Below are 26,872 nucleotides of genomic sequence, written 5' to 3'. Positions count from 1 at the left end.
GTGTTGGCAGATGTTCGAATTCCTTCACAGCTCGGCCAGTGCGCGCAGGCAGGAGTTGCGGTGCATGGTGCCCTGGTCCGGGCCGATCTCCTCGTGGTTGAGGCGCAGCATCCAGCGGCGGCCTTCCTGATCGGCCTGAAGAATCCAGGCGGTAACGATGCGAATGCGTGTTTCCAGATCGGAGGCTGCGGCTTGATCAAGTGTCAGCACCAGTTCCGGCGAGGTCGCGCGACGAAACTGCCTGGAAAGCAGGGTGCGATGACGCTGGCTGGCCTTCCAGGCGATGCGGTGCAGCGGGTCACCTTCACGCCACTCACGCAGGCTGTAGAAGTCTTCGCCTTCGCTGCGCTCGAAACGCTGTCGATCTCCTGTGCCGGCGCCGCTACCCGGCAGTGGCGGCGGGTTGGGAGCGGGATCCGGCCAGACCAGGTAGGCCTGCTGCGGCCAGATCCAGGCCCAGGCCCGGAACAGTCCGAGAGGATGCGTGGTGGCAATCTGTATCCGACCGGGCTGGTGCCAGCCGCGGCGACGGGTGGGCAGCGGCATGCTGACCTCGGTGCTGTTTCCCGGGACGGACGCGCCGGCTGGTTGATCGGCCCGGCCGACCAGCAGCGATGGTCGTGGCCGGCCGTCGGCCGCGAAAAGCGTCAGCCGGTAGCGGACCTCCTGTCCGGCAAACACCGGTTGCGCCGACCCGCCACGCACGCCGAGCCGGTGCAGGTTGCGAAACGCCATCAGCATGGAGTTGACGGCCAGGCCGGCCACGATGAATGTAGTCAGCAGCCCCAGATTGTTGTTGAAGTTCAGGCTGCCGATCAGCATGGCGCCCATCAATACGCCCAGCATCCAGCCAAAGCGGGTGGGCAGGATGAAGATCTGACGGTAGGCCAGCTCCAGCGGAGGGTGAGCCGGTGCGCGTCGCCGGATCCAGTGATCCAGGGTGGCCTGCCAGCGCCGGCGCAGATTGGATGTAAGCCCCGAAGTGGCAAGCGACGGCATGTCAGGGGACGGGCGTCTGTTCCAGGATTTCGTTGACGAGGTCGGCACCGTCCAGGCCCGATTCGGCCACCGGTTGCAGACGGTGGGCGGCAAGCGCCGGGAACACCTGCTTGACGTTGTCGGGCAGGCAGAAATCCTGTCGCAGTACCAGGGCGTGGGCCCGGGCGCACTGGATCAGGGCCAGCGCCGCCCGCGTCGACAGGCCGGCGGCCACGGCCGAGTGGGAGCGCGTTGCCGCGATCAGTGCCTGGACATAATCCAGTACGGGATCGGCAACGTGCAGGGCAGTTGCGGCGCCGATCAGCTGCGTGACCCGCTCAGGGTCGAGTACCGGCTCCAGTGACGCCAGCATGCTGCGGCGGTCCGGCTCGGTAAGAAGGCGGCGCTCTTCGGCCTCCGACGGGTATCCGATCGAGAGCCGAAGCAGAAATCGATCCAGTTGCGAGTCAGGTAGCGGATAGGTGCCGGTCAGATCCAGCGGATTCTGGGTGGCAATGACGAAAAAGGGCTGGGGCAGGAGATGGGTGTGGCCATCGACCGTGACCTGGCCTTCCGACATGGCCTCCAGCAGCGCCGATTGCGTTCGTGGGGTGGCCCGATTGATTTCGTCGGCCAGCACCACGTTGGCGAAGATCGGCCCCGGGCGGAATTCGAACTGCTCGTCCTCGCGCCGAAACACTGAGATGCCGACGATGTCGGCCGGCAGCATGTCGCTGGTGAACTGAATACGCTGCCAGTTGCCACCGACAGCCAGCGAGAGCGCCTGCGCCAGCGTGGTCTTGCCCACGCCGGGCAGGTCCTCGATCAGCAGGTGACCATCGGCCAGCAGTGCGGTAAAGGCCAGGTCGACCACCTCGGCTTTGTCGACAATCACCTCATTGACCGCAGCACGGGCCCGGGCCAGGTCATCGGCCAGGTCGCCGGGCCGTGCCGCGCTGCGCGTAGCCGGTGTCGTCATTGGTCAAGCAGGGCGTTGACCTTGGCGGCGCAGATAAAGTCGTTCTCACTCAGCCCGTCGATGGCGTGCGTGGTGAAGTTCACCAGGCAGAAGTTGTAGCCGGCCTCGAAGTCGGGATGATGCGCTTCCTGGTTGGCGATCCAGGCCATGGCGTTGATGAAGGCCATGGTCTTGTAGAACCCCTTGAACTCGAAGCGCCGGTAAATCGTCTTGCCGGCATCATCGACCTGCCAGCCGGGAATCTGCGGCAGCAGTTGGTCGATGCGGTCGTGCTCCAGCGGGCTGGTGCCGCCTTCGCAGGGAACACATTTCTTCTCGGTGAGTGTGTTGTCGCTCATGATCAGGCTGCTTCCTTCTCCTTGGGTGGATACGTGGGTTCGAATTCTCCAAGCGCACGGGCCTTGCGAATCAGACCGAGCAGGTCCTCCCCGGCCAGGCCGAACAGGTCGTCCATGCGTTCGAGAATGTAGTAGACGCTCTGGTAGATATCGATTCGATACGGGGTTCTGAGCGCATCGATCGGGTCGAAGGGCCGACGCATCGGTTCGTCGCTTTCCAGCGAGTAAACCGTCTCGCCCGGAGACGAGGCAATGCCGCCGCCGTAGATGCGTACGCCGTCGCGCGTGTTGATCAGTCCGAACTCTACGGTGAACCAGTACAGGCGCGCCAGAAAGACGCGTTCCTTCTTGCTGGCCTTGACGCCAGCCAGACCGTAAGCGTGCGTGAAGTCGGCAAAGGCCTGGTGGGTCAGCATGGTGGTATGGCCGAAGATCTCGTGGAAGATATCCGGCTCCTGCAGGTAATCCATTTCCTCGCGCGAACGAATGAACGAGGCGGCGGGAAACTTTTTCTCCGCAAGCAGCTTGAAGAAGCGATCGAAGTTGATCAGCGCGGGAACCGGGGCCACTTGCCACCCGGTGCGTTCATACAGCACCTCCGAGACCTCTTTGGGCTGGGGAATCCGGTCGGTGGGCAGGTTCAGGATCTCCAGCCCGTCGGAAAACTCCTGGCAGACCCGTCCGTCGATGATGTCGATCTGGCGTGCATAGAGGTCGCGCCACACGCTATGCTCTTCATCGCTGTACGGAATGATCCCGTTCTCGTCAGGCACCTTGGCTTCATACTTGGTCGACTTGCCCATGTGTACCTCCTTGAATTGCTTTTGCCCCAGTTTATCATCCCGCGCGTGGTGATCCATGAAGTTGCTCGATCATCGGTGGCCGGGGAGTACCTGGTACCAGGCCACCGCGCCACAGCCTGATTTTGCCTCTGTCTCGGGCCTGCATCGCTATCGTGTGGCCATTGTCGGGGCCGGGCTGGCGGGCCTGTCGACGGCCCTGGGGCTAATCGAGCGCGGGCAGCGCGATGTCTGTGTGATCGATGCCGCCATGCCCGGCGCCGGGGCCTCCGGGCGCAACGGTGGATTTGTCTTCGCCGGCTACTCGCTCGACAACGAGGCCCTGGTTGAACAACTGGGCAGCACGGCGGCCCGGACCCTGCATGGCTGGACCCGGGAGGCCGTGTCGCTGATGCGACATCGTGCCGACAGGCATGGCATCGACTGCCAGATCAACGATGCGGGCGTGGTGCTTGCCGACTGGTTCGGCGACGATGCGGTGCTTTCGACCATGGCGAAGCGGTGGCCGGATGAGCTCGGGTTCGGACTGGACCTGCTCGACCGCAAGGCCTTGCGCGAGCAGGTTTGCAGTCATCGCTACGGCTGTGGCCTGCACGAGCCAGGCAGTTTCCATTTTCACCCGCTGCGATACCTGCTCGGCCTGGCCGAGGTGATTGAGAATCATGGCGGAGCGGTGCTGGCCCACAGCCCGGTGCGTTCGATCGACCGCGAGCACGGTCGCTGGCGTCTGCGCTGCGATCATGGCCAGGTCGAGGCCGATGAGGTCGTGCTGACCACGGGCGGTTATGACCGACGGCTGCATCGCCCCGTGCAGCGCGCCCTGCAACCGGTCGCCACTTATATTGCCGTGACCGAGCCGCTGGGGGTTCGATTGCAGGAGGTCCTGCCTGCACCGGTGGCCGTGTACGACACCCGTTTTGCCTTTGACTATTACCGCCCGCTGCCGGACCGAAGGCTGCTCTGGGGCGGACGGATCTCGATGGCGGCTCGTTCGCCAGCAGCCATTCGGCGCCTGATGGCACGGGATCTTGCCCGGGTCTTTCCGGAGCTGCGCGGTGTGCGGCTGGAGTACGCCTGGGGCGGGTGGATGAGCTACGCGCGTCACCAGATGCCCCTGATCGGACGGCAGCCGAACGGTCTCTGGTACGGCCTGGCTTTCGGTGGGCATGGCATGGCGACGACCACGCTGTCCGGCGAGGTGCTGGCCGAGGCGCTGACCGGCGATGGCGGCCGTCTGCAGGCCTTTTCGCGATGGCCGCCCATCTGGGGCGGTGGCCCGGTGGGCAGGGCCGGGATTCAGGGTTACTACTGGTACCGGCAGCTGCTGGATGCGCTCAGGGAGCGCTGGCTGGGCAGACAGCACCCCCTGTAATACTTTTCCTACACATGTAGGAAATTTCGTACAAAAGATGACGTTGATTTGCGGGTTTGCCCCAACGTGCGTGAGTGGCAAACTGTTTCTCAACAGGTTGGTAGAGGAAAGCCCGTTTGCTGGTACGGGCGCACCCCGGGGCCATGCCCCGTTGGGGGTTAGGCGGCACAGCGCTAGCTGTTGCCGCCTTTTTTTTGTGCCTGATTTCGCATGCTTTTCAGACGTGGGCCTGTCTTGATTTAAGAAACCGCAGATGAACGCTGATGAACGCAGATCAATTCTTGTTGATGACTTGTTAATTGTTTGCGACTCAACCAATCCGCGTTTATCTGCGTTCATCCGCGGTTCAATATCAATCCTTCCTATAGAGTCGGCTGAATGTGATCAAAATACCGGCCGGATTAACATACCTGCCGGGTTAATGGTGTGTTCTTCGGTTCTTCAGACCCGCTCGAAGATGCCGGCCGCACCCATGCCGGTGCCGATGCACATCGTGACCATGCCATAGCGCTGCTGGCGCCGCTTGAGGCCATGAATCAGCTTGGCTGACAGGATTGCCCCCGTCGCACCCAATGGATGACCCAGTGCGATGGCGCCGCCGAGCGGGTTGACCTTCTCGGGATCCAGCTCGGTGGTGCGCATGACGGCCAGGGCCTGGGCGGCGAAGGCCTCATTGAGTTCGATCCAGTCGAGGTCGTCTTTGTTGATTCCGGTCTGGCCGAGCACTTTGGGAATGGCCTCGATCGGCCCGATGCCCATGACCTCCGGGCGCACGCCGGCGACCGAAAAGCCGCGGAATACGGCCAGCGGCTCGAGGTTCAGTTCCTTGACCACGCGCTCGGAGACCAGGATCAGCGCACCGGCGCCATCGGACATCTGCGAGCTGGTGCCGGCGGTGACCGATCCCTTGGCGTCGAACACGGGTCTGAGCTTGCCCAGCGCCTCGGGCGCGGTGTCACGGCGCGGGCCCTCGTCGGTGTCGACCACGGTTTCGATTTCACGCACCTGGCCGCTCTTCGGGTCGGGGATTCGGTTGGTCACGGTGACCGGGCGGATCTCCGTGAACTCGCCGCCATCGATGGCCGCAAGCGCCTTTTGGTGCGACTGGTAGGCAAACTCATCCTGATCCTGGCGGCTGACATTCCATTCCTTCGCCACCTTCTCGGCGGTAATGCCCATGCCGTAGGCAATCGCGACATTGTCGTCGGAAAATACCTTCGGATTCATGGCCACCTTGTGGCCCATCATGGGCACCATGGTCATGGTTTCGGTGCCGGCGGCAATCATTACATCGGCCTCACCGAGCCGGATGCGGTCGGCGGCCATGGCTACGGTTTGCAGGCCGGACGAGCAGAAGCGGTTGACGGTCACGCCCGGCACGGTGTCGGGCAGGCCGGCCAGCAAGGCACCGATGCGGGCCACGTTCATGCCCTGTTCGGCCTCGGGCATGGCACAGCCCACGATCACGTCCTCGACCCGGCCAGGATCGAGCTCCGGCACCTCGGCCAGCGCGGATCTCAGCGCATCGGCCAGCAGATCGTCAGGCCGGTAATTCCTGAATGCGCCCTTGAACGCCCGCGCGACGGGCGTCCTCACAGCGGCTACTACATATGCGTCACTCATTGCTTGAGTCCTCGGTTGTCTAAATGAAGGGTTCAGGTTTCAGGGTTCAGGGCGGGCCTCGATGAGCGCTTGGAGTCACGCCAATGGGGTCGCGTCGGTATTCGCTGAAGAGGCAACAGGCTATGTCGAAGCCATTCCTGAAACCTGAATCCTGAACCCTGAACCCTGAAACCTTTATGTCAATTCCTCAACGGCTTCCCCGTCTTCAGCATGTGCCCAATACGCTCCTGCGTCTTCTCCATCGCACACAGCTCGAGGAAGTGCTCGCGCTCGAGGTGGTGCAGCCACTGTTCGTTGACCGGGGTGTTGCGGTCGATTGCACCGCCGCAGAGCACGGTGGCAATGCGCTCGCCGATCTCGAAGTCGTGATCGGAAATGAAATGACCTTCGAGCATGTTGACCAGCAGCATCTTGAGCGTGGCGATACCGACATCGCCGGCGGCCGGGAAGCTGGCGGCGTGTTCGGGGCGGTAGCCGGCGGCGGCCAGGGCGCGCACCTGGTGGTGGGCGGCATGCAGCAGTTCGTGCTCGTGCATCACGATCTGGTCTTCGGGCCTGAGGTATCCCATTTCCCGGGCTTCCATGGCCGAACCGGCCACCTGGCCCATGGCCACCTGCTTGTAGCGTTTTTCCATCAACGGCCAGGTATCGCCGGCGGCGGTGTCGGCGTTGATCTGCAGTGCCAGTGTGGCCAGTCCGCCACCGGCCGGCAGCAGGCCGACGCCGGCCTCGACCAGGCCCATGTAGCTTTCCAGATGAGCCACGCGACGCGAGGCATGCATGGCCAGCTCCAGTCCGCCCCCCAGGGCCAGTCCGCGCATGGCGGCGACCGAGGGCGCAGTCGAGTAGCGCATGCGCAGATTCACGTCCTGGAAGCCTTCGATCAGGGTGCGTACGCTGTCGAAATCACCGCGCTGAATGGCTTCGGCGGCGGCCTTGAGGTTGGCGCCGGCGGAGAACGGCCCCTTGGGCTGCCAGATCACCAGGCCCTCGAAACCGGCCTCGGCACGGTCCAGCGCCTTGTTCAGGCCATCGACCACGCCATTGTCGATCACGCCCATCTTGGTCTTGAGGCTGGCAATCAGCACGTCATCGTTAAGTGTCCAAAGGCGAATGGCATCGGTTTCCTCCACGGTCTGGCCGTCGTGATGCGCTTCGCCGAGCAGACGCACCGGCTGGTACTGGCGCTGGTAAACCGGCAGGTCCGGACGCGGGCTGTATTCGCCCGCCGACGGTGACCAGGACCCACCCGGCCCGTGGGCGCCCTCGACCTCGGCCACCCACTTGGGCAGGCCGGCCTCCACTTCGGTCTTGCCGCCGCGGATGTCGGCATCAATCAGTTCGGCCACCTGCTTCCAGCCGGCCGCCTGCCACTGTTCGAACGGCCCGGCATTCCAGCCGTAACCCCAGCGCATGGCCAGGTCGATCTCGCGTGCCGATTCGGCGATCTCGGCCAGGTGATAGGCGCAGTAATGGAACAGGTCGCGGTGGATGGCCCACAGGAAGTCCGTTTCCGGATACTCGCCTTTGGCCAGTGTGGCCAGCTTCTCGCCCGGATCCTTGATCGCCAGGATTTGCTTGACCTCGTCGCGCACGCTGTAGTCGGTGGCGCGGTAATCTCCCGACTCGGGATCGAAGACCTTGATCTCCTTGCCGTCCTTGCGGAACACGCCGGCGCCGGCCTTCTGGCCCAGCGCGCCGGCCTCGATCAGTTTCTGCAGCCAGCCGGGTGCCTGGAACCAGGCATGCCAGGGATCGTCTTCGAGCTTGGCGTCCATGGTGCGAATGACGTTGGCCATGGTGTCGAGCCCGACCACGTCGGCCAGGCGGAAGGTCGCGCTCTTGGGGCGGCCGATGGCCGGGCCGGTCAGCGCGTCGACGGTGTCGAAGGGCAGGCCGAGGCGTTCGGCATGGTGCATGGTAGACCACATGGTGAACACGCCCACGCGGTTGGCGATGAAGTTGGCCGTGTCGCGGCAGCGCACCACGCCCTTGCCCAGGGTACGGGTGAGGAAGTCTTCGAGCAGATCGAGAATGCGGCCTTCGGTGCCGGCATGCGGAATCAGCTCGACTAAGTGCATGTAGCGCGGCGGATTGAAGAAATGCACGCCGCAGAAGCGCGACCTGAGCGCCTCGGGCACCACGCCGGCCAGCTCGGTAATTGACAGGCCCGAGGTGTTGGTGACAAACAGGGCGTCGGCGCCGATATGCGGACCGATCTTCTCGTAGAGGTCCTGCTTGATGTCCATGCGCTCGACGATGGCCTCGATGATGAAATCGCACCGGGCCAGTTGCTCCAGGTCATCGTCGTAGTTGCGCGGGGTGATGAACTCGGCCAGGCCCTTGCGGGCCAGCGGTGCCGGCTTCTGCTTGGCCAGCTTCTTGCGCGCCTCGTCGGCGATGCGGCTGCGCTTGCCCTCATCAGATGGCAGATCGAACAGATCCACGGGAATACCGGCGGCGGCCAGATGGGCGGCAATCTGCGCCCCCATCACCCCGGCACCCAGTACCGCGGCACGTCGAACGGTGAGTTTGTGATCGGTCATTGCTAATCCTTTTAGCTGAGCAGTTTCTCGAAAAAACTTTCACCACAGAGACACAGAGCTCACAGAGAAAAACTGGAAGTTGAAGTCTTTTCAGTTCTCTGTGCTCTCTGTGTCTCCGTGGTGAACATCTTTACCCGGCAGCGGCCTGTGGCGGTTCCAGGCTTTGCTGGCCGCCGCTTTCCTCCGGAGTGAATTCGTCCACGGCGATGACCTTCGCGCTTAGCTCCTGAGCGCGCTTGAGGTCGGCGGCCTGTTCTTCGCTGATCACGCCGGCCTCGACGGCTTTGGCGCAGAGTTCATCGACGTTGAGCGGGTTGGGCACGGCCTTGAGCGCATTGCGCACCGCCATTTCGGCCGGGGCGGCCTTGAGTACGGCGGCGAATGCCTGCAGCAGTACGCCGGCACCATCGTCCGCCTTTGACTCGAAAGCACCGTCGATCAGGCGCCGGCGGGTGGCCGAGTCCTCGAGCAGCAGGCGGGCTATACGATGGCCGGTGCGGTCGTCACTGCGGTGATGGCGGCGCCCCCACGGGAAGGCCATAACGCGCAGCACCGGGCCGAGCGTGGGCACGGGGAAGTTGCGCAATACGCCGTAAAGCGCTTCTTCGACCTGGTGCAGGCTGTCCTCGACCGCCCAGCGCATGACCGGCAGATCGTCTTCGGGACGGCCATCGTCTTCGAAGCGCCTGAGCGTGGCCGAGGCCATGTAGAGGTGGGCCAGGGCATCGGCCAGGCGGCCGGAGAGTTTTTCCTTGAACTTGAACTTGCCGCCCAGGATCAGCAGGCACAGGTCGGCGATCAGGGTAAAGGCGGCACTGAGCCGGTTGATGCGGCGGTAGTAGCGCGCCGTCGGGCCGGACACCGGGCTGCCGCTGAGCCGGCCGCCGGTCAGTCCCAGCACCGGGGTTCTCAGGGTATTGGAGATCAGGAAGCCGACATGCGCCCACAGCGCCCGGTCGAAGGCCCTGGCGTCGTCGTCGGCCGCTGCCTCCATTTCCTTGAGCAGGTAGGGATGGCAGCGGATCGCGCCCTGGCCGAACACGATCATCGAACGGGTCAGGATGTTCGCACCTTCTACGGTGATGGCCACCGGAATGGCCTGGAAGGGTATGGCCAGGTAATTGCCCGGACCCTCGACCACGGCCTTGCCGCCATGCACGTCCATGGCGTCGTTGAGCACGCGGCGGTTGGCTTCGGTCAGGTAGGCCTTGAGAATGGCCGAGAGCACGACCGGTTTCTCGCCGGCATCCAGCGCGCTCAGCGTGAGCTTGTGGGCGGCCTCCATGCGGTAGGTCTCGCCGCCGATGCGCGCCAGTGGCTCCTCGATCCCCTCGAAATGACCAATGGGCTGCTTGAACTGGTAGCGTACCCGGGCGTAAGCGCCTGTGGTCATGCTGGTCAGCTTGCCGTTGGCGACACTCTGGGCCGGCAGCGAGATGGCGCGGCCGGCGGCCAGGCAATGCATCAGCATGCGCCAGCCCTGGCCGACGCGTTCGCTTCCGCCGATCACCCAGTCCAGTGGAATGAAAACATCCTTGCCGCGCGTCGGGCCATTCATGAACGTGGCGCCGCCGGGGCGATGGCGATCGCCGAGTTCGACACCCGGTGTGTCGGTTGGAATCAGGGCACAGGTAATGCCCAGGTTCTCCTTGCCGCCGAGCAACCCATCCGGGTCGCGTGCCTTGAAGGCCAGGCCGAGCACGGTGGCCACCGGGGCCAGGGTGATATAGCGCTTGTCCCAGCTGACTTTCAGGCCCAGCACTTCCTTGCCGTTGAACTTGTCCTTGCACACGATGCCCTCGTCGGGCATGGAAGCGGCATCGGAACCGGCCAGCGGCGAGGTCAGGGCAAAGCAGGGGATCTCTTCGCCCGAGGCCAGGCGGGGCAGGTAGTGGTTTTTCTGCTCGTCAGTGCCGAAATGCATCAGCAGCTCGCCCGGGCCGAGCGAGTTGGGCACCATCACCGTGACTGCCGCTGACAGGCTGCGGCTGGCAATCTTGGTCACCACCGCGGCGTTACCCTGGGCGGAAAAGTCCAGCCCGCCGTATTCCCGCGGGATGATCATGCTCAGGAATTTCTTCTCGCGGATGAATTGCCAGACTTCCGGGGGCAGGTCGTTCAACTCGTGGTTGACCTGCCAGTCATCGATCATCGCGCACAGTTCTTCGACCTCGTTGTCGATGAACGCCTGTTCGCGTTCGCTCAGGCCTGGCTTGTTCATCTCGAACAGGGTCTTCCAGCGTGGACGCCCGGAAAACAGCTCGGCATCCCACCACACGGTGCCGGCATCGAGTGCTTCGCGCTCGGTGGCCGACATCGGTGGCAGCACCGACTTGAACCAGCCGAACAGGCGATTGGAGATCAGCGCCTGGCGAAGTGGCGGCAGACCCAGTGGTACCAGCACCAGCGCCGCCAGCAGGCCGATCACCACTGCTGGCCAGCCCGCCGGGGTGGCGATGGCGGCGACCAGGGCGGCAAGAGCGAGGACAACGGCAAGCCAGCCCGGCGCCCGAAACCAGGCCGTGGCCGCAAGCGTCAGGAACAGCAAAGCAATGATGGTCAGGGTCATGATCGTGCCTCCAGTGGATAGCGGACTTCGCGCGTCTGGCCCGAGGGCAGGGCGTTGCGTAGTCCGGCGGCGGCGAACCGAACCAGTTCGCCGGCAATGATGCGGGTGTCCTTGAGTGCCGACTCTGCCATTGTCAGGGTCAGCGCCCCGACAATGAAATCCAGCTGCTGCCGGAGCCTGTCTGCATCGGCTCCGGGAAGGGCGCGACCGATGGCGTCGGCGAAGCGGCGCATGACATGCGCGTATTCCTGACGCATGGCCTGGTGCAGGTCGGTGTCGCGATCGGCAAAGGCACGCAGCAGAAGTTGCATGAAGCGTTGCCCCTCGGCATCGCCGCCCCGGGTGAACGCCAGCGCCGGATGCACGAAGGCATCCAGTACTTGCTCGAGCTCGGGAGGATCGGAACGAAGGGCTTCATCAAGCTGCTTCATGCGCGCGGCATTGAGGGCATCGAGGCGGCGCTTGAAGATCGCGCGCATCAGCGCCTGCTTGGAGCCGAAGTGGTAATTGACCGCGGCCAGGTTGACCCCGGCTTCCTGCGTGATCTGGCGGAGCGTGGCGACATGAAAGCCCTGTTCGGCGAACAGTCGCTCGGCGCTGTCAAGAATGCGATCGCGGGTTGAAATGCTCAATTAAAACACCTGATTCAAACAAGCGTTTCAATGCTACAGCAGGCAGTGTCGTCGTGCAAGGTCACCCGGATTGCGGTCGACGTCATTCGGATGTGTCAGAATATTGAGCTTGATCATTCACTTCGGAATCAGATCGTGCCTGCGACCAGCGAAGCCATTTCGGACGGAGAAGTGACGCGTCTGCTGTCGGAGCTGCGAGAGCAGCCCGATACCATCGACCGCATTCTGCCCCTGATCTACGACGATCTGCGGGAGGTGGCACGTTGTCAGCAGGCCCGGTTTGGCTCCAGCCCGACGCTGCAGACCACCGAACTGGTCCACGAGGCATTTCTCAAGCTGCGCGCCTCGTCCAGCCAGGACATCCGCAATCGGCTACATCTCAAGCGGCTGACTTCGCTCGCGATCCGACAGCTCATCGTGGATCATGCTCGAGGCAAGCTGGCCGCAAAGCGGGGGTCGGGGAACGCCCCGGTCTCGCTCAACGAGGAGATCGCGACCGATGATCCGGGACGCGAAAGCACAGTGCTGGAAGTCGACGAGGCCCTGTCCAGGCTTGAAGCAGTCAATCCGCGCCTGGCCGAAGTCGTCATTGCCCGCTTCTTTGGCGGCATGACGGCCGATGAAATTGCCGAAATGCTCGATATCTCGCAGCGCACGGTGCAGCGCGACTGGGACCGGGCCCGTGCCTGGCTGCTGGTGGAGATGCAGGCACAGTGAAGGCGGGGGCATCGTGAGCCGAAGCCGGCAAACCGGATCGAGGCTGACGCCGGCTCGTCGTCGTCTGCTCGATCACTTGCTTGAGCAGGCTCTGGAGCGCCGGGGTGATGAGCGTGCCGGCTACCTGGCCGAATGCCGGCAGCGCGCTCCACGGTTGAGTGCATGGCTGCAGCGGTTGCTCGAAGCCATGGACGAGCCGGCTGAATTTCTTGAGCGCTCGGCCCGCGACCTGGTTGGAGAAGCCCTGGAAGCCCGCGAAGCAAACGATGCCGGCCCGTTGCCGGATGGCACCCGGTTGGGTCCGTGGCGGGTGGTTGAGTCAGTGGGCGCCGGGGGCATGGGCGAGGTCTACCGTGCCGAGCGGGCCGACGGCGCTTTCGAGATGACTGTGGCGGTCAAGGTCATACGGAATGCCAGCGAGTACCTGGCGGAGCTGCTTGAAGCCGAGCGCCAGGTGATGGCGCGTATCAATCATCCCGCCATTGCCCGCTTGCTGGATGGCGGCGTCATGAACGATGGCCGTCCCTACCTGGTCATGGAATGGGTTGATGGTCCGACCCTCTCGGAGTGGATGGAACAGCATGGGCCGGGGCCCGAGCAATTGCTGGCCGTGTTCCAGGACATCTGCATGGCGGTTTCGGCGGCGCACCGGCAACTGGTCGTGCACGGCGACATCAAGCCGGGCAACCTCATCGTTACCCCGGAACAGCAGGTTCGGCTGCTGGATTTCGGGGTGTCGAAGTTGCTGGATGCCGGTGCCGGCGTGCCCATGGTCGATGCGCTCACCCCCGGCTTTTCGGCTCCGGAACAACTGGCCGGTGAGCCAATCTCCACCGCTGCCGACATCTACAGCCTGGGCGCGCTGCTGCACTGGATGGTGCACGGTCAGGCGCCGGGGCGTGATCGGTCCGTGCTGCCACGATGGCGCGAGTATCGTCGCCAGAGGGAACTGCAGGCAGTCGTCGACCGCGCCACGGCCGCCGAGCCCGAGGCTCGCTATGCCACGGTCAATGCCCTGGTGCTCGAGCTCCAGCGCTTGTGCGAGAACCTGCCGGTGCGTGCCTGGCAGCCCTCGCTGCTGCATCGCCTGGGCCTGTGGGTGCGTCGTCATCGTACGGCCGCCATGCTGGGATCGCTGGTGCTGGCCAGTGTGCTCATCGGCATCACCGTGACCGGCTGGCAGGCCCGTGTCGTGGCCCTGGAGCGTGATGTGGCCCGTACCGAAGCGGCGCTTTCCGAGGCCGTGCGCGAACATCTGCTTTTCCTGTTTCGCGAAGTCGGCAGTCTGTCGGAGGATACCGAGCAGATGACGGCCAGGGAACTGCTCGACCGCACTGCCGAGGTGGCCGAGGACTGGTTGGCCGAAGACCCCGCAATCAAGCAGCAGGTGCTGGCCGTGCTGGGTGAGATCATGATCGGCCTGCACGACTACCGATCCGCCGAGCCGCTGCTGGTCGGTTTCATTGAGCACGACGACGAAAAAGTCAGTCCGGTGCTGCGCTCCATGGCTTATCGCGACCTGGCCCAGGTCTACCACCGCAAGGGCCGCATGGAAGATGGTTTCGAGGTCATCAACCGGTCCATGGAGATTCTCGAGGAGTTTCCCGGCGAACATCCGGCCCGGTTGTCGGATGTGCTGCAGGTGCGCGGGCGATTGCATCGGGACCTGGGGCGCTGGGACGAGGCCGTGGCCGATCTGTCCCGGGCGCGCGACCTGGCCGTGGACGCATCGGCCGGTCCATGGCCGCTGATGGCCCGGGCCGAGAACAATCTGGGCACCACGCTGCTGATCGGCGGCCAGCTCAAGGACGCGGCGCGCCACCTGGAAGCGGCCGAGGCGCTCTGGTTTGCCATGGGGCGCGGCGATTCCAGCGATGCCCTGGCCGTGATGAGCAATCTTGCCGCGGTGCTGGATCGCCTGGGTCGCAGTTACGAGGCCGAGAGACGGCTGCGTCGGGTCATCGAGACCCGCAAGGAGAAATATGGCGACTCCGGCGCCATGGCCGCTGCGCGGATTCACCTCGGACGCCTGCTGGTGGTGCGTGGCCAGTACGAAGAAGCCGACAGGCAGTTGCGCATTGCCCGCGACGTGGCCGGTCGTTTCGTGGGCGAGCGCACGCCTGACTACGGTGCCGTGCTGATCGGGCACGGTGAGCTGGCTTTTGCCCGGGGCAGGTTTGAGCAGGCGCTGGAGCACTTTTCCCATTCGGCCGAGATCATGAACGAACACCTGGGTCCGACCCACCCCTACAGCCTCCAGGCCGAGCTCGAACAGCTCGGTGCCGCGGCTCGACTGGCACCGGAAGAGGCCGCGGCGAACTACACCGAGTTCATCGAGCGTGCCCGCGAGGCCGGACCTGCTGCCCGTACCGTGCTGAGCACGGCGCTGTGCAGCTGGTCGGCGTGGCTGATCGAGGCCGGAGACCCTGAGCAGGCTCTGCCGCCTGCCGAGGAATGCCTGGAGCTGCGTCAGGCGCTGGGGCTGGGCGGTTGGCGCGTGACCGAGCCGCGGGTTCTGGCCGAACTGGCGCGACAGCACTCCACGGATCGGCCAGCATCGGAATCCGACCTGGACAACCATCTCGAGCAGTTGACCGACGAAACCCACCGGGATGCCTACGTGGTTCGTCTGGCCCGGTCCGAGCCGGGAGAAACGGTCAGCCTGGCCGATGACCCGACTTGACAGCGGTTTGCGCGTCCCCATTGAAGGGTAAGCGATCGATGACGACGAGAGAGCCCCAATGAAGTTCAAGGACTACTACCGGACCCTGGGCGTGGAGCCGGGAGCCAGCGCAGACGAAATCAAGCGGGCCTACCGCAAGCTGGCGCGCAAGTATCATCCCGACCGGAACAAGGAAACGGGTTCGGAGGATCGCTTCAAGGAAATCGGCGAAGCCTGGGAAGTCCTCAAGGACCCGGACAAGCGCCGTCAGTATGACCAGTTGCGCGCCGGGGGCTGGCGTCAGGGCGACGAGTTCGAGCCGCCGCCCGGCTGGGGCGGCGGCTTTCGACGCAGCGACGGCGACGGCCTGGGCGGTTTTTCCAATTTCAGCGAGTTTTTCGAGAACCTGTTCGGCGGCGGCTTCAGCGCACGCCGCGGCCGCGCGCCGCGAGCACGTGGCCGCGATCTTCGCACCCGTGTCCAGATCGATCTGGAAACGGCCTACTCTGGCGGTCGCCGTCGCATCACCATCGACCCCGCCGGCCCGGGGGGTGAAGGTTTGCGTGATGCGCGTACACGCAGCCTGGATGTGAACATTCCCGCGGGTGTCACGCCGGGCCAGCAGGTTCGTCTCGCCGGTCAGGGTGAGCCGGGTGGCAATGGCGGTCGGCGAGGTGACCTGTTCCTGGAGATCGACATTCTTCCCCACCCCTTGTTTGAACTCGACGGACGCGATATCCAACTGACCCTGCCCATTGCGCCTTGGGAAGCCGCGCTGGGAGCCCGCGTCAACGTCCCGACTCTGGGCGGCCGCGTGGCCATGAACATTCCGGCGGGCTCATCCAGCGGCAAGCGCCTACGCCTCAAAGGGCGCGGGCTGCCGGGGCAGCCGCCTGGCGACCAGCTGGTCACGCTCAAGGTGGTGGTGCCGCGCGCGACGACCGAGCGCCAGAAGGAACTGTACCGGGAGCTGGAGAAGGAACAGCAGTTCAACCCCCGTTCGGAGCTGAGCGTGACCGCCTGAGCCGGTTTCCGGCCGTGCCATTCAATTCGGGTCACTGTCCTCACTCGGGCGCGGCATAATGTCGGCTTATCCCGCAAGCCAGACCACGCGTTCATGAGCCAGTCTCCGTATCCGAACCTGTTTCGTCCGCTTGACCTTGGACATGTCACGCTGCCCAATCGCATCCTGATGGGCTCCATGCATACCGGCCTGGAAGACCGGGTATGGAACTGGCCACGGCTGACCGCCTATTTCGTTGAGCGTGCGCGCGGCGGAGCCGGATTGATGGTCACCGGCGGAATCGCCCCGAACCGTCGTGGCAGTCTGGCACCGCTGGCTTCCAAGCTGACCAATCGCTGGGAGGTCGTGCGCCACCGCAGGATGACTAGTGCCGTGCATGAAGCCGGCGGCCGTATCTGCATGCAGATCCTGCATGCCGGCCGATATGCCTACCATCCGTTTTCGGTCGCGCCGTCTGCGATCAAGTCACCGATCACGCCGTTCAAGCCCCGGGCGCTCAGCTCCAGCGGGGTCGAGAAACAGATCCGCGACTTCGTGCGCTGCGCCAGGCTGGCCCGCAAAGCCGGTTATGACGGCATCGAGGTGATGGGCTCTGAAGGTTATTTCATCAACCAGTTCCTGGTACCGCGCACCAACCATCGTGACGACGAGTGGGGTGGTTCGTTCGACAATCGCATGCGCATTGCCATCGAGATTGTCCGGCGCACGCGCGGGGCCGTGGGCGCCGACTTCATCATCATCTACCGCTTGTCGATGCTCGACATGCTGGCCGACGGCAATAGCTGGGACGAGGTCGTTGCCCTGGGCCAGGCCATCGAGCAGGCCGGGGTGAGCATCATCAACACCGGCATCGGCTGGCACGAGACACGCATCCCCACCATTGCCACCACGGTGCCGCGCGCGGCCTATACCTGGGTCACGCGCAAGTTCCGCGATGCGGTGTCGGTACCCCTGGTCACGACCAATCGCATCAACATGCCGCACACCGCCGAGACGGTGCTGGAACGGGGTGATGCCGACATGGTTTCCATGGCCCGTCCCTTTTTGGCCGATCCGGAATGGGTCAACAAGGCCCGGCAGGACCGTTCCGATGACATCAATACCTGCATTGCCTGCAACCAGGCCTGCCTGGATCACGTCTTCCAGAACAAGGTGGCCTCCTGCCTGGTCAACCCGCGGGCCGGTCATGAAACCGACCTGGTCATCAGGCCGGCAACCGAGAGGAAACGAATCGCCGTGGTCGGCGCCGGGCCGGCCGGCTTGGCTGCGGCCACCACGGCCGCCGAGCGCGGTCATGACGTGGTGCTGTTCGAGGCCATGGATCGTATCGGCGGCCAGTTCAACATGGCCCAGCGCATTCCCGGCAAGGAGGAGTTCGTCGAAACTCTGCGCTATTTCGGCCGTCGCATCGAAACCAGTGGCGTGGTGCTGCGGCTGAACACCCGTGTTGATGCCGGGGCATTGTCAGATGAATCCTTCGACGAGGTGATCATTGCCGCCGGCGTGATGCCGCGCGACCCCGGCATTCCCGGTCAGGATCACTCTTCCGTGCTCGGTTATATCGATGTCCTGCTGCACAATCGGCCGGTGGGACGGCGAGTGGCGGTTATCGGTGCCGGTGGCATCGGCTTTGATGTTAGCGAGTTTCTGGTGCACGGCGAGGTGCCCGAGCGTCCCGATCCCGACCAGCCCGAACCCGAGGCTTTCTTCCGGCAGTGGGGCGTGGATACGGAAATGACTCGTCGTGGCGGTGTTGACGGGCTCATGCCGGCCTTTCCCGAACCTTCCCGCGAGGTCTGGTTATTGCAGCGCAAGACCAGCAAGCCGGGCAAGGGGCTGGGCAAGACCACCGGCTGGATTCACCGGACCTCTCTCAAGCACTATGGCGTGCACATGCGAAGCGGAGTGAGCTATGAGCGCATCGATGACGAGGGCCTGCATGTGCGCGTCAATGATGTGCCCGAAGTGCTCAAGGTCGACAACATCGTGATCTGTGCCGGCCAGTTGCCGCAGCGCGAACTGGTCGAAGACCTGGAACAGGCCGGCATGACCACCCACCTGATCGGTGGCGCCAACGTCGCGGCCGAACTCGATGCCAAGCGCGCCATTGACGAAGGCACCCGCCTGGCGGCCCGGTTGTGAGCAAGCGTTCCGGGTCGGGGCTGGGAATATGGTTGCTGCCGGCCTTGCTGGTGGCTGGCCTGGTGCTGGCGGTCTGGCAGCCGATCGGACTGGAGCCGCTGCTGGCCTGGGGTGAGCAGATCGGATCGGCCTGGTGGTTTCTGACGGCAGTGATGATCATGATCGCCGTGCTGTTCACGTTCGGTCTGCCGGGCAGTTCAGGGCTGTGGCTGATTGCACCATTCAATCATCCGGTACTGGCCACCGTGTTACTGGTGATTGCAAGCACTGCCGGGGGTTTTGGTGCGTACCGGTTCTCACAACGCCTGGGGCGTGACTGGCAGCCATCGGGCGGATCGGCACGGATCGTGAAGCTGCTGGAGCGACGTGGCGATCTGCTCACCCTGCTGGCCCTGCGTATGCTGCCGGGCTTTCCGCATTCGGTGATCAACTTCGCCAGCGGCGTGCTGGGTTTGCCGCTGGCCACCTTCCTGGCGGCCACGGCACTGGGGCTGACGATCAAGTGGGGAATCTACGCCACGGCCATTCACGGCATTACCGACGCGGTAGAAGGCGAACAGGCTCTCTCCGCAGGCACGGTGATGCCCCTGTTTGTGCTGGTGGCGCTGACCCTGGCCGGTGCCTGGGCAAGGCGGCGCATGGGGTCAGATGCGACCTAGTGGGCCATGCGGTTAATTCTGCTTTGTCACGTTGATCTTCCAATAAATCAATAGTTTATGTACAATGGACCGTATCAGGCCGAAGTGGAAGAGCAAACAGGATGAGCTTCCAGAAATTCAAACAGTAACTCAAAAAACGGGATTTGTGATGACCAGTTATTCGATCCGATGTCGGGTCGTTATGACGGGTTTTACGACACCTATGACGGCTGTTTCCGGTCCGGCAATCACAATGTCAGCCGTCAAGCGAAACAATACCTCAGCGGACTGATTCAATCCCCGAAAAGAAACATGGAACGCATGGCAGAGGTGGTTCCTGACAGCGATAGCCAGGTTCTTCAGAACTTTCTGAGTTACTCGGGGTGGAGTCACCGTGCGGTGATGAATCAGGTAGCGCGGGATGCCAATGATTGGGTCGGTGGTGATGAGGGGTCTGGGCTCTACATTGATGAAACCTGTTTTGCTAAGAAGGGCAAGCATTCGGTGGGTGTGGCTCGTCAGTGGAATGGCCGGCTGGGCAAGACGGATAACTGCCAGGTCGGCGTATTCGGTGCGCTGGGCAAGGGCAAACATGTCAGTCTGATTGATGCCCGGCTCTATCTACCCACGGTCTGGACTAACGATCCGAAGCGCTGTGCCAAGGCCGGTATTCCGCACGGGGAGCGAGTCCACAAGACCAAGCCTGACCTGGCAATGGAGATTGTGGAGCAGGCGCGTGTCAACGGGGTTCGGTTTGAGTGGGTGGGCATGGATGCGGTCTATGGCTCATCGTTCAGGCTATTGCAAGATCTTGATATGAAAGGTGAAACGTTTGTCGCTGACGTGCGCAAGGACCGCCATATCTACCTGAAGGATCCAGCTCCCTACGTTCCAGCCAGCACGCCCGGTAAAGGTCGGCCGAGACGACGACTGTGTAGTGATCAAGAGTCGGTCGAAGTCGGAAAGTGGGTGGCGGATCAGCCGGACAGCGCATGGAGTCGGACGACTTTGCGCGACAGTGAACGGGGACCATTAACTGTCGACCTCCTTTGTGCTCGGGTCTGGCTCTGGGACAAGAAGTCCTCAACCACCAAACAGTGGCATTTGTTGTGCCGCCGTGAAATCGGTAAACCCAATACGATCAAATACAGCCTGAGCAATGCGCCAGCCGATGTCAGTCTATCGACACTGGGTCGTATGCAAGCTGTCAATGGCCATCTATTTTGACCCACTTTTGGCCATTTATTTTGACCCACCGTGTGTCGTCTAGCTCGTGGTTTTCTGTTTCAAGCGATAGCTCTCTCCTCCCAGCATGAAGATGTGTGAGTGGTGGATGACGCGGTCAATGATCGGTACCGCCACGGCGTCATCGTGGAAGAAGGCTCCCCAGTTGCTGAAGTCCTTGTTGGTGGTCAGGATGATTGAGCGGTACTCATACAGGCTATTGATCAGCTGGAACAGGTTGTAGCGGGCTTGCCGGGTCATGGGCAGGTAGCCCAGCTCATCGATCACCAGCACATCGTACTTACCCAACTGTCTCAGCCGTTTTTTCAGTTCACCTTTCATCTCGGCCAGCTCCAGGTCTTCGACCAGCGCCAGTGCCGTGCGGAACAGCACCTTGTAGCCGGCTTCAATGGCCTTCAGAGCAATGCCGATGGCCAAGTGCGTTTTGCCCACCCCGGGCGGACCGATGAACACCAGGTTTTGGCGCTCATCGATGAAGCCGAAGTCCAGCAGGGCGCTGACCTGACGCTTGGTGATGGTGGTCTGGTGGCGGTAGTCGAACGCTTCTAGCGGCTTGTGCGCCGGCAGCTGTGCCTGTTTCAGGTGCCGGTCGATGCGGCGGCGGGTGCGCTCGGCCAGCTCGTGCTCGGCGATCTGCCGGGCAAGCTCCAGATAGGACAGCTCGTTGGCTTCGGCTTGGGCCAGCAGCTCACCCAGGTGCCCGGCGGTGGCGCTCAGGCGCAGGCTGCGGTACTGGGACTGGGTCTGTTCAAGCCGACTCATGGGTCACCTCCTGGCCACTGGAGCGGCCAACCTGAGCATAGGCTTGCAGGGCCGAGACAGGCATTCGGTCCTCAGGATCAGGCGTTGTGTTGGTATCGGGGGCTCGCCCGCGGTCTCGAGCTTGCTGCCACGCCTCCAGGTAGCGTTGCACGGTGCTGGCGGTCAACCGGGGCTGCTGAGTCAGTGTCTGCAGCAGTTCGGCGTCGACGGGTCCATGCCGGTTGAGCAGATCACGCAGGCCTGCCAGTTGGTCCTTGTAGATCCTCGGCGAGGTCACCTTGAGCAGGTGGCACAGCGTCTCGCCCTGACCGTCGGGCAGCTGTTGGCAGATGGCCGCTTCCAGATCCGCGATGCGCTGGGCCGGATCCCGGTAGTGGTGGTTGTTCTTGATCGTGCGGCCTTTCTCCAGACACAGCACGTGCTCAGCAATGTGCTCGCCGCTCTCCAGGTCATGGATATGCAGGTGCCCCTCCTGTTCAGAGACACCCACCTGGGCCCGCTGCCAGCGCAGGGGCACTGAGTACTTGTTGGCTTTCCACGAGATCAGCCCGGTTTTGTCGGCCCGGCGGGTCTCGTGGTCAGGGCGAGCCTGAAGCAGGCTTTGCGCCACAATGTAGGGACGCAGGTGTGCGCGCTCGTCGGCCTCGAAGTGGGCCCGCGGCTGGCGACCGGTGGCGCCGTGCTTGCGAACATTGGCCACGGCCTCCAACCAGCCTTGCAGGTGCTGGCACAGCGCCGTCTCGCTCTCGAAGCACTCCCCGTAAAGGGCGTCCTGCTTGACGTACTTGACCCCGGCCTCCACCTTGCCCTTGCTCTCGGGATCATAGCCCTCGCAGGCATGGATCCGGTAACCGGCAGTCGTGGCGTACTGGTGAAAGCGTTGATTGAGCGTCAGCTCTCGGTACCGCTCGTGGATCACCACGAGCTTGGTCTGATCGTATACACACTCCTCAGGCACACCACCAAAGTAGCGGAAGGCTTCGTCGTGAAGCTGGATGAACGCCTCGGTGTCCAGAGGCTGGAATCGCACCCCACGTACATCAGCCGTGAACAGGCCAGAACGAAGACCACGAAGTAGACCACCCGCTCCACCCCTGCGATCATCACTCCGCGCAGCTCGCCGGGGTCAACCTGGCACTGAACGCCGGGTACGGCGTCAACCACCGGCTCGTAATAACGAGTCTGGCCGTTGGCGATTTGCTCCTTGAGTGCTCGCACGTAGCGGCGCAGGCTACGCTCAGAGGCTGGCAACTCGCCCACTTTCTCACGCAGTCGCCGAGCCAGCTTGATGGCGCTCAGCCGGGGATACGTCTTGAGCTGGTGGATGAGGAAATCTCGATACTCGTCCAGACGCTTGCTACGCGAGGGATCCTCCTGGGCCTGGCTGATCGCCATCTCGTTCAGTCTCAGGTACTTGCGAACCGTGTTACGGGCAATGCCCAGTTCCCGGCTGATCGCCCGGACCGATAGGCCCCGCCCCTGATCGTGTAATGCTTTGATTTTGTGAATCACAACCCACTCCTTCAATGATCTGTCCCGGCTTATTTGTCTGGCACGGGACGCTACAGTGTTTTGTGGCCAAAGCCACCCGGGGTGGGTCAAAATTGTTGGCCAATAGTGGGTCAGTTTAGTTGGCCATTAACACAAGCCCAGCGATTTTGGGTTGAACGAGCTTTTCAGGATGCCAAGAGCCACATGGGCATGAGTCATTATCAAGCCCGTAAGTGGCTTTCCTGGCATCGGCACATGGCGCTGGTCATGATGGCCCAGCAATTCATGCTTCAGGAGCGCATGATCAATTCCGAGACCTATCCGCTGTTGAGTTGCTATGACATTCAGATCATGCTTTGCCAAACATTGCCTGCACGCAAGATGGACCGTCAAGACATAAAAGCAATGATGATAGAACGTCACCGAAGACGTCAGGCAGCCATAGACTCAGCCAAACGAAGGTCAGGACCGGCAGCAGAGCCAAAGACACCGCTTGACCTAAGTAACTGATTTACATTGAATGGAACATGACAAAGTAGAATTAATAAGGTAACACTCAGCCGCCGCACAAGCGTCGTGGGCAAGGCGCGCGAGCGCAGGACTGGCCGTCGCCAATTCAAGCGAGCGGAACACGTGCAGCGGCTCCACTCGCAAGGCTTCATTCGCTACGCGAAAGTCGCCATGCGGTTTCGCCTGCCCTGCCCACGGCGCTTGTGCGACGGCCCTTCGGGAGTCACTGTGCTGGCGCGACTCGGCGTTGCGTTTCTTGGCAAGGACGCTGCCATTCCCTGCGAAACGCGCCTTGATTCGCGCCAGCACAGTGGCTCTGAGCGTTACCTTATTAACCCGGCACGAATGTAGATCGCATTCAGCCGCAGTGTGCGCTTCGGCAGCAAGGCAGCGAAACGCCGCTGTAGCACTCCTACAGCAAGTTTCGATAACGCAGTCTGCCGAAGCGCACACTGCGGCCTGACTTTTTAGAATCAGATAGTTAGGGGCTTCAATCAGGGCCCGACTCTGCGTTCTCGCTCTTGCCAAGGGAATCACCCTTGGCGGCGAGCGACGCCTTGATTCGGGCCCTGATTGAAGCCCTGAATGTGATCTACATTCGTGCCGGGTTAATATTAACCGCATGGCCCACTAGCAGAAGTCGCGCGAGCGTGTCGAAAGACGTGCCAGGTGGTGGTCTTCGAGGTGGATGCGCTCGGCGATCAGGTGCTGGCTGCCTTCGGCATTCTGCAGCTTGCCGGCCACTCGCAGCATGTGTCCGGTGAGTACGGCGCGACGGTAGCGTTCGGCAACTTTCGGCCAGACGATGACATTGATGATCCCGGTTTCGTCCTCCAACGACAGGAAGATCACTCCCGATGCCGTGCCGGGACGCTGGCGATGGGTTACCAGTCCGGCGACCTCGATACGCGAACCATCGGCCATGTCGGCCAGTGCCTCTGCCTGGCAGAGCCGTCGGGGCAGTCGCGATCGGAGCAGGGCGACGGGATGGTGCTCCAGACTCAGCCCCAGGCTGGCATAGTCATCGAGCAGGTCATCCTGCCGGCCAGGAGGGCGCAACGGCAGGCGGGGCTCGGCGATGACCGCGTGTTCCAGCAGGTCTCCCTGGCGACGGGTGGCCAGGGCTTCCCAGCGGGCACGATGACGATGACCGGCCAGCCCTTTCAGCGCACCGGCATCGGCCAGCGCGCGCACTTGCCGCCGGTCCAGATCGGCCCGCTCGACCAGGTCCTGGATATCGCGAAACATCCGTTCGGCACGGGCCAGGGCAATGCGTTCGGCCGCGGCCTCGTCGAAGCCCCTGACCTGGCGCAGGCCCAGGCGGATGGGGCCGCGACCTGCCGTCGGCACCCGCTCATGACTCTTCTGCTGCAGTGTGCAATCCCACCGGCTGCGGCACACGTCCACCGGCAGCACTTTTACCCCGTGACGCCTGGCGTCGTTGATGATCTGGGCCGGGGCATAAAAGCCCATGGACTGGCTGTTGAGCAGCGCGCAGGCGAAGGCGGCCGGGTGATGGCATTTCAGCCAGGCCGAGAAGTAGGTCAACAGCGCGAAACTGGCGGCATGAGATTCGGGAAAGCCATAGTCGCCGAAACCGCAGATCTGCCGGTAGAGGCGTTCGGCGAACGCCTCGTCGTAACCGCGCCTGCGCATGCCGGCAACCAGCTTGTCGCGGAACGGCTCCAGCCCGCCGCGCCGCTTCCATGCCGCCATGGCACGGCGAAGCTGGTCGGCCTCGCCCGGCGTGAAGCCGGCGGCAACGATGGCAATCTGCATGACCTGTTCCTGAAAGATGGGGACACCGAGCGTGCGCTCGAGCACGCTCTTTAGCTCCGGGCTCGGGTACTCGACCTGCTCGGGGTGACTGCGTCGCGCCAGGTAGGGATGCACCATGTCGCCCTGGATGGGGCCGGGGCGGACGATGGCCACTTCGATGACCAGGTCATAGAAACAACGCGGCCTGAGGCGCGGCAGCATGGCCATCTGGGCACGCGACTCGACCTGGAACACACCGATGGCATCGCCGGCGCAGAGCATGTCGTAGGTGGCGGTATCCTCGCGGGGGATGGTGGCCAGTGACAGTGGGTTGGAGGTGAAAGGCAAAAGGTCAAGGGTAAAAGGAGGGGGGGCATGTTGCTTTTGTCCTTTCACCTTTTCTCCTTTTACCTTTTCACCGTGATCCGCAAGGCCATTGACCAGGTCAATGGCCTTGCGGATCACCGTCAACATCCCCAGCGCCAGACAATCCACCTTCAACAACCCCAGTGTTTCCAGGTCGTCCTTGTCCCACTGGATGATGGTGCGATCGGCCATGGCGGCGTTTTCGGTCGGGACCAGGTGGTGCAGGGGCGTGTCGGAAATGACCATGCCGCCAACATGCTGTGAGAGATGGCGCGGCAGGCCGACGAGTTGCAGGGTGAGTGTCATCAGGTGCCGGATGGCCGGGGCATCGGGGTCGAAACCACATTCGCGCAGACGTTCCGGCCAGCTATCCGGCTGGTCCCACCAGGCCAGCGAGGCGGTCAGGCGGTTCATCTTCAGGGCATCCAGGCCCAGTGCCCGGCCGACGTCTTTCAGGGCGCTTTTCGGACGGTAGGAGATCACGGTGGCGGCCAGCGCGGCCCGCTCGCGTCCGTACTTCTCGTAGATGTACTGCAGCACCTCCTCGCGTCGTTCGTGTTCGAAGTCGACATCGATATCGGGCGGCTCATTGCGTTCTTTCGAGATGAAGCGTTCGAACAGCAACTGCTGCTTCGAGGGGTCGACCTCGGTAATGCCCAGGCAGTAGCACACGGCCGAGTTGGCCGCCGAACCGCGCCCCTGGCACAGTATGCCGCGCGAACGGGCAAAGCGAACCGCATCCTCGACGGTCAGAAAGAAGGACTCCACGCCCATGTCCTCGATCAGGTCGAGTTCACGCGCCACCAGCGAGCGGACGCGATCGGGCGGATGCTCGCCATAGCGCTTCTGCATTCCGGCCAGGGTCAGTTGACGCAGGTGCGCGGCAGCGGAACGACCATCCGGGGCCAGTTCCCTGGGGTAACGGTAGTCAAGCTCGTCCAGGGAGAAGTGGCAGCGTTCGGCCAGGCGCAGGGTTTCTTCCAGCCATTCAGCCGGGTAGAGTCTGGCCAGCGTCGAGCGCGGCCGCAGGTGGCGCTCGCCGTTGGCGGCCAGGTTCAGCCCGCATTCGGCCACCGGCCGGCCTGCTTCCAGTGCGGTGAGTACGTCGAGCAGGGGGCGTTGCGAACGCTCGACCATGCGGACATCGCCGCAGGCGACCCGCGGGATGCCATGATGTCGGCCGATGCGCTCGATGGTATCGAACCACCCGGTTTCTCCGGCACTGAGCTGACGGGTGGCGCCCAGCCACAGACGAGTATCGAAAAGGGTCCTCAGCCATTCCGCGGCGGCCTGGCCGGCCATCGTGCCGTCAACGGCCAGTTCGCGTGCCCCCGTCCGGCCCGGTTTCCAGATGGCGAGCACCTCGTCGAGTCCCGAGGCCAGATCTTCGGCGCTGACCCGGTAATCGCCCTTGCCGCAACGGCGCCGGGCGCGGGTGACCAGTCGGCACAGTTGCGCATAGGCGGTCTTTCCGGGCGCCAGCAGGATGAGGTGAACTCCTTCTTCGGACACGATTTCGGTGCCGACAATCAGCGAGATCTCACAGCTTCGGGCTGCTTCATGTGCGCGCACGATGCCGGCCATGGCGCATTCATCGGTAATGGCCAGGGCCCGGTACCCCAGGGCGGCCGCCTGCCTGACCAGTTCGCCGGGCAGGGCCACCGAGCGACGGAAGCTGAAGGCACTGAGTGCATGAAGCTCGGCATAATCGACAGGCATG

The 26,872-nt window shown here is 63.3% G+C and carries 17 protein-coding genes and 2 pseudogenes; 8 read left to right on the top strand and 11 right to left on the bottom strand.

All coding sequences use genetic code 11. The features are described from left to right. Nucleotides 1-24: 24 nt before the first annotated feature. From IC757_RS11345 to phhA, 4 genes are read right to left on the bottom strand one after another with little or no spacing between them, the layout of a single operon-like run. On the bottom strand, nucleotides 25-999 hold the full coding sequence (locus IC757_RS11345) for a DUF58 domain-containing protein (protein ID WP_190974422.1): 975 nt from the start codon (nucleotides 997-999) through the stop codon (nucleotides 25-27). A gap of 1 nt (nucleotide 1,000) precedes the next feature. Further along, on the bottom strand, nucleotides 1,001-1,957 hold the full coding sequence (locus tag IC757_RS11340) for an AAA family ATPase (protein ID WP_190974421.1): 957 nt from the start codon (nucleotides 1,955-1,957) through the stop codon (nucleotides 1,001-1,003). Next, a complete protein-coding gene (locus IC757_RS11335; RefSeq protein ID WP_190974420.1) occupies nucleotides 1,954-2,295 on the bottom strand; it encodes a 4a-hydroxytetrahydrobiopterin dehydratase in 342 nt (113 codons plus the stop codon). Before IC757_RS11335 ends, IC757_RS11340 begins: the two co-directional genes overlap by 4 nt. 2 nt (nucleotides 2,296-2,297) lie before the next feature. Then, entirely contained in the window at nucleotides 2,298-3,098 is an 801-nt protein-coding gene (phhA, locus tag IC757_RS11330) for a phenylalanine 4-monooxygenase (protein WP_190974419.1), read from the bottom strand. A 55-nt stretch (nucleotides 3,099-3,153) separates the two neighbouring features. Here phhA and IC757_RS11325 point away from each other — a divergent pair, with 55 nt between their 5' ends. Further along, a complete protein-coding gene (locus IC757_RS11325; protein WP_190974418.1) occupies nucleotides 3,154-4,467 on the top strand; it encodes an NAD(P)/FAD-dependent oxidoreductase in 1,314 nt (437 codons plus the stop codon). Nucleotides 4,468-4,908: 441 nt separating this feature from the next. On the opposite strand, the gene IC757_RS11320 is transcribed toward IC757_RS11325, so the two are convergent. From IC757_RS11320 to IC757_RS11305, 4 genes are all read right to left on the bottom strand, one after another. After that, nucleotides 4,909-6,090 (bottom strand): acetyl-CoA C-acyltransferase, encoded by a 1,182-nt coding sequence (locus tag IC757_RS11320; protein WP_190974417.1) that lies wholly within the window; start codon nucleotides 6,088-6,090, stop codon nucleotides 4,909-4,911. A 179-nt stretch (nucleotides 6,091-6,269) separates the two neighbouring features. Then, the gene (locus IC757_RS11315) at nucleotides 6,270-8,636 is read right to left on the bottom strand and encodes a 3-hydroxyacyl-CoA dehydrogenase/enoyl-CoA hydratase family protein (RefSeq protein WP_190974416.1); all 2,367 of its coding nucleotides are present in this window, start codon (nucleotides 8,634-8,636) and stop codon (nucleotides 6,270-6,272) included. 130 nt (nucleotides 8,637-8,766) lie between these two features. Next, nucleotides 8,767-11,205, bottom strand: coding sequence for an acyl-CoA dehydrogenase (locus IC757_RS11310; protein WP_223846101.1), 2,439 nt, complete (start codon nucleotides 11,203-11,205; stop codon nucleotides 8,767-8,769). Beyond that, nucleotides 11,202-11,837 carry a TetR/AcrR family transcriptional regulator gene (locus IC757_RS11305; RefSeq protein ID WP_190974415.1) on the bottom strand — a complete coding sequence of 212 codons (636 nt, stop codon included), beginning with the start codon at nucleotides 11,835-11,837 and terminating at the stop codon, nucleotides 11,202-11,204. The genes IC757_RS11310 and IC757_RS11305 overlap by 4 nt, the downstream gene beginning before the upstream one ends. A 135-nt stretch (nucleotides 11,838-11,972) precedes the next feature. On the opposite strand from IC757_RS11305, the gene IC757_RS11300 reads away from it, so the two are divergent. The 6 genes from IC757_RS11300 to IC757_RS11275 all read left to right on the top strand — a co-directional run bounded on the left by IC757_RS11300 (nucleotide 11,973) and on the right by IC757_RS11275 (nucleotide 20,247). Beyond that, entirely contained in the window at nucleotides 11,973-12,554 is a 582-nt protein-coding gene (locus IC757_RS11300; RefSeq protein ID WP_190974414.1) for an ECF-type sigma factor, read from the top strand. Between the two features lie 13 nt (nucleotides 12,555-12,567). Then, nucleotides 12,568-15,237: a serine/threonine-protein kinase gene (locus tag IC757_RS11295; RefSeq protein WP_190974413.1), complete on the top strand. Its 2,670-nt coding sequence runs from the start codon at nucleotides 12,568-12,570 to the stop codon at nucleotides 15,235-15,237. A gap of 58 nt (nucleotides 15,238-15,295) precedes the next feature. Next, complete coding sequence (locus IC757_RS11290; protein ID WP_190974412.1) at nucleotides 15,296-16,240, top strand: DnaJ C-terminal domain-containing protein; 945 nt, start codon at nucleotides 15,296-15,298, stop codon at nucleotides 16,238-16,240. Between the two features lie 93 nt (nucleotides 16,241-16,333). After that, a complete protein-coding gene (locus IC757_RS11285) occupies nucleotides 16,334-18,382 on the top strand; it encodes an NADPH-dependent 2,4-dienoyl-CoA reductase (RefSeq protein WP_190974411.1) in 2,049 nt (682 codons plus the stop codon). Next, a complete protein-coding gene (locus IC757_RS11280) occupies nucleotides 18,379-19,041 on the top strand; it encodes a VTT domain-containing protein (RefSeq protein WP_190974410.1) in 663 nt (220 codons plus the stop codon). Before IC757_RS11285 ends, IC757_RS11280 begins: the two co-directional genes overlap by 4 nt. 168 nt (nucleotides 19,042-19,209) lie before the next feature. After that, nucleotides 19,210-20,247 carry an IS701 family transposase gene (locus tag IC757_RS11275; RefSeq protein ID WP_190974409.1) on the top strand — a complete coding sequence of 346 codons (1,038 nt, stop codon included), beginning with the start codon at nucleotides 19,210-19,212 and terminating at the stop codon, nucleotides 20,245-20,247. 39 nt (nucleotides 20,248-20,286) lie between these two features. Here the strand turns inward: IC757_RS11275 and istB are convergent, their stop codons facing one another. Both istB and istA read right to left on the bottom strand, forming a co-directional pair. Then, the gene (gene istB / locus IC757_RS11270; protein ID WP_190974040.1) at nucleotides 20,287-21,027 is read right to left on the bottom strand and encodes an IS21-like element helper ATPase IstB; all 741 of its coding nucleotides are present in this window, start codon (nucleotides 21,025-21,027) and stop codon (nucleotides 20,287-20,289) included. After that, nucleotides 21,014-22,539, bottom strand: a pseudogene (istA, locus tag IC757_RS11265) (IS21 family transposase). The gene istB and the pseudogene istA overlap by 14 nt, the downstream one beginning before the upstream one ends. A gap of 132 nt (nucleotides 22,540-22,671) precedes the next feature. Between istA and IC757_RS16770 the strand changes: the two are divergent. After that, nucleotides 22,672-22,795, top strand: a pseudogene (locus tag IC757_RS16770) (IS701 family transposase); the annotation flags it as partial. 863 nt (nucleotides 22,796-23,658) lie between these two features. Here the strand turns inward: IC757_RS16770 and IC757_RS11255 are convergent. Beyond that, the gene (locus tag IC757_RS11255; RefSeq protein ID WP_190974407.1) at nucleotides 23,659-26,871 is read right to left on the bottom strand and encodes an error-prone DNA polymerase; all 3,213 of its coding nucleotides are present in this window, start codon (nucleotides 26,869-26,871) and stop codon (nucleotides 23,659-23,661) included. Nucleotide 26,872 lies beyond the last annotated feature (1 nt).

The sequence above is a fragment of the Wenzhouxiangella sp. AB-CW3 genome (assembly GCF_014725735.1).
Classification (GTDB): Bacteria; Pseudomonadota; Gammaproteobacteria; order Xanthomonadales; family Wenzhouxiangellaceae; genus Wenzhouxiangella.
The sequence above is the reverse complement of the archived record's forward strand: the minus strand, read 5'-3'. Positions and strand labels throughout refer to the sequence as shown.